We start from the raw sequence: 2,448 nt of genomic DNA, 5'->3' as shown, positions 1-2,448 counted from the left end.
GTTTTTTGTAGGTTCGCATCTGAGCCGCACTGTTACGACCACCGTTCAAGTGGTCTTGTCGTTGACGCGCGATGCTTAACCAGAGCGGGCTTGCCGCGGGACTTGCGGGCATATGCCTCCCCCTGCGGACGCACGAGACTAGTCAAAAACCGCTTCGGCGGTTTTTGACGTCTTCTTTCCTTGTCGAGCCAGTACAGATGTCCTCGGCCGCAGGCTTCGTACAGGAATCGTCGCCTGCGCAACTAATGTTGTATACAAAGCAATTATCGGAGTCTTATATAAATTGTTGATTTTGTTGCATCAATTCAATCTCGCAGTTTCAACTAAAATTGTATATAAAGCGTCAAATTTCAACTAATGTTGTAGAGAAATAGGCGATTTCAACAAAACTTGTAGCGTTCGCTGCGTCCCGTTCAGTCACTGGCAAAGGCCGCTATCGACCCTGAGCGGCCTTATCCAGCCTCCTGATGCGGCGGCCGTTTGCCTGCGCAGACCGGGCACTCGAACCATCAATGCGGACTCACCTTCGTTAACGAAGCGGTTCTATAAACCAACCAAACACCGGCGCGCCGTCCCTGTGCTTTTCGCCCGGCAGCTGCGAAAGGCTGCCCGTCGAGCCACATGGTTTATCGTGTGACTTGACGGCAACTAGAGCGCGGAGGCACCTTCGTTCACCTGCGGCATGAGTCGGATCAGACTTGCTGACTCGTCTGCACCTCGTCAAGACGCCTCATTCTGTAAATGACGAGCGAGGCTATCCAGCTCAGCACAAAGATGCCAATGATGATGTAGCCGAGCGTGCCGAAGTTGTCGTTGAGCGAACCAATTGCGTTCCACACTGGACCTTTCAGAGCGAACTGGTCTGCGAGCAGTCCGAGTGCCTCAATACCGCCGATCACCACTGCGACCACAATCGAAACGAGTGTGATCGTCATGTTGTAGTAGATCTTGCGCAAGGGTTTCTCGTAGGCCCAACCATAGGCACCCAGCATCAGATGGCCGTCGAGCGTGTCGACGAGGGACATCCCTGCGCTAAAGAGTACCGGAAAGACCATGATGGCCCACGGCGAAAGGCCCTTTGCTGCCTGAGTCGCTGCGATGCCGAGCAGACTGATTTCGGTTGCGGTATCGAAACCGAGACCGAACAGGAATCCGATTGGATACATGTGCCAGCCACGCGTCACGAGGCGAAAAAGCGGGCGGAAGAGGCGGGCAATGAGCCCCCGGTTTGCGAGCAGCATATCGAAGTCGTCATCGACATACGAGCCGCCTGCGCGGACATGCTTCCACGCGCGAAAGATGCCGCGCAGGATCAGGAAGTTCATGAGCGCGAGTGCGAAAAGGAAGAATGCCGAAACGAGCGTGCTGACTATTCCGCCAATTTCCTTGAAGTTGTCGAACCGTCCCTGAAGGGCAGACGTCGTCAGTGCGACGGCGACTGCGGCGAGCACGACCACTGTCGAATGGCCGAGCGAAAAGAAGAAGCCAACGGCGACGGGGCGCTTCCTTTCCTGCATTAGCTTGCGCGTTACGTTGTCGATTGCCGCAATGTGGTCGGCGTCGACGGCATGACGTAGCCCGAAGCCATACGCGAGCAAGGCCGTCCCAAGCAGAAGAGGGTACGCGTGAAAGGCAACGAGTGCCCACACCCACGCGAGTACGTTGATGGCGATGAGCACGCCGTAAATGCCGCACAACTTGCTGCGGACTTTCGAGTCCGAGTCGTTGAAAATCTGGCGTAGATGGTCAAGCATCGTGAAACTCCCGGAATTATCGCGTTCCGTGTCAGGGTGAAGGATGACACTGAGAGGTCTGGCTCCGGGAAACTGACTGATATTCGGCTTCCCCCGATACAGTGGCGCGACCGCGCCGGAATCTCACCGGCTTCCCGCAGTGTCCGTGTTTAGGCATGGCCAGATGCGCTTATACATCGCTGATACCGAAAAGTCGATTGTTTCGTGGGTCGTACGGATTCAGTAAGCGTCCCGGAATGCTTTCGCATTGCTTCTATTTTCGGGCTCGGATAATCCGCTGGATCACAGCGGAGGATCATTTCCCTGGCGTGGCATAATCCATAGCCTCCGCTTTCCATTTAATACGCGCGCCATGTACCGCGTTCGCCTCCATCGCCTTGGCTGCCTGCTGGGATTGCTTGCAATCCTGTTGGTGACGCTCGCGCCGGTGGTCTCGCAGGTGCTCGCGTCGCATCACCGTCTCAGTGATGCGCTGGCTACCTATTGCTCAGCCGATGACAAAGTTGTGTCGTCGACACATGACAGCAAGCCTGCGCACGGAGTTGCTCAGCATTGGCAGGCCTGCGCTTATTGCAGCGTGGTCGGGCATGTCCCGACGCTGCCCGGCAGTGCGGCTGGGCTCGCCGCACCGCTCGCCGCAAAGACGATGCCGGTCACCGTTGCGTCGGTCGCCGTTCGTGCCGGTGTAATCCAC

The 2,448-nt window shown here is 56.6% G+C and carries 2 protein-coding genes; one reads left to right on the top strand and one right to left on the bottom strand.

Going from position 1 to position 2,448, the window contains the following annotated elements; translation table 11 throughout:
* Nucleotides 1-692: 692 nt before the first annotated feature.
* Nucleotides 693-1,754 (bottom strand): HoxN/HupN/NixA family nickel/cobalt transporter, encoded by a 1,062-nt coding sequence (locus tag WM40_RS26400; RefSeq protein WP_046154541.1) that lies wholly within the window; start codon nt 1,752-1,754, stop codon nt 693-695.
* A 352-nt stretch (nt 1,755-2,106) separates the two neighbouring features.
* On the opposite strand from WM40_RS26400, the gene WM40_RS26395 reads away from it, so the two are divergent.
* Nucleotides 2,107-2,448: DUF2946 family protein (locus WM40_RS26395; protein ID WP_046154542.1), on the top strand; the 342-nt coding region annotated here is incomplete at its 3' end.

This window comes from Robbsia andropogonis, from assembly GCF_000970345.1.
Classification (GTDB): Bacteria; Pseudomonadota; Gammaproteobacteria; order Burkholderiales; family Burkholderiaceae; genus Robbsia; species Robbsia andropogonis.
The sequence above is the reverse complement of the archived record's forward strand: the minus strand, read 5'-3'. Positions and strand labels throughout refer to the sequence as shown.

Coding starts and splice junctions, on each gene's coding strand:
- WM40_RS26400 (WP_046154541.1), bottom strand. CDS start 1,754: ATGCTTGACCATCTACGCCAGATTTTCAACGACTCGGACTCGAAAGTC.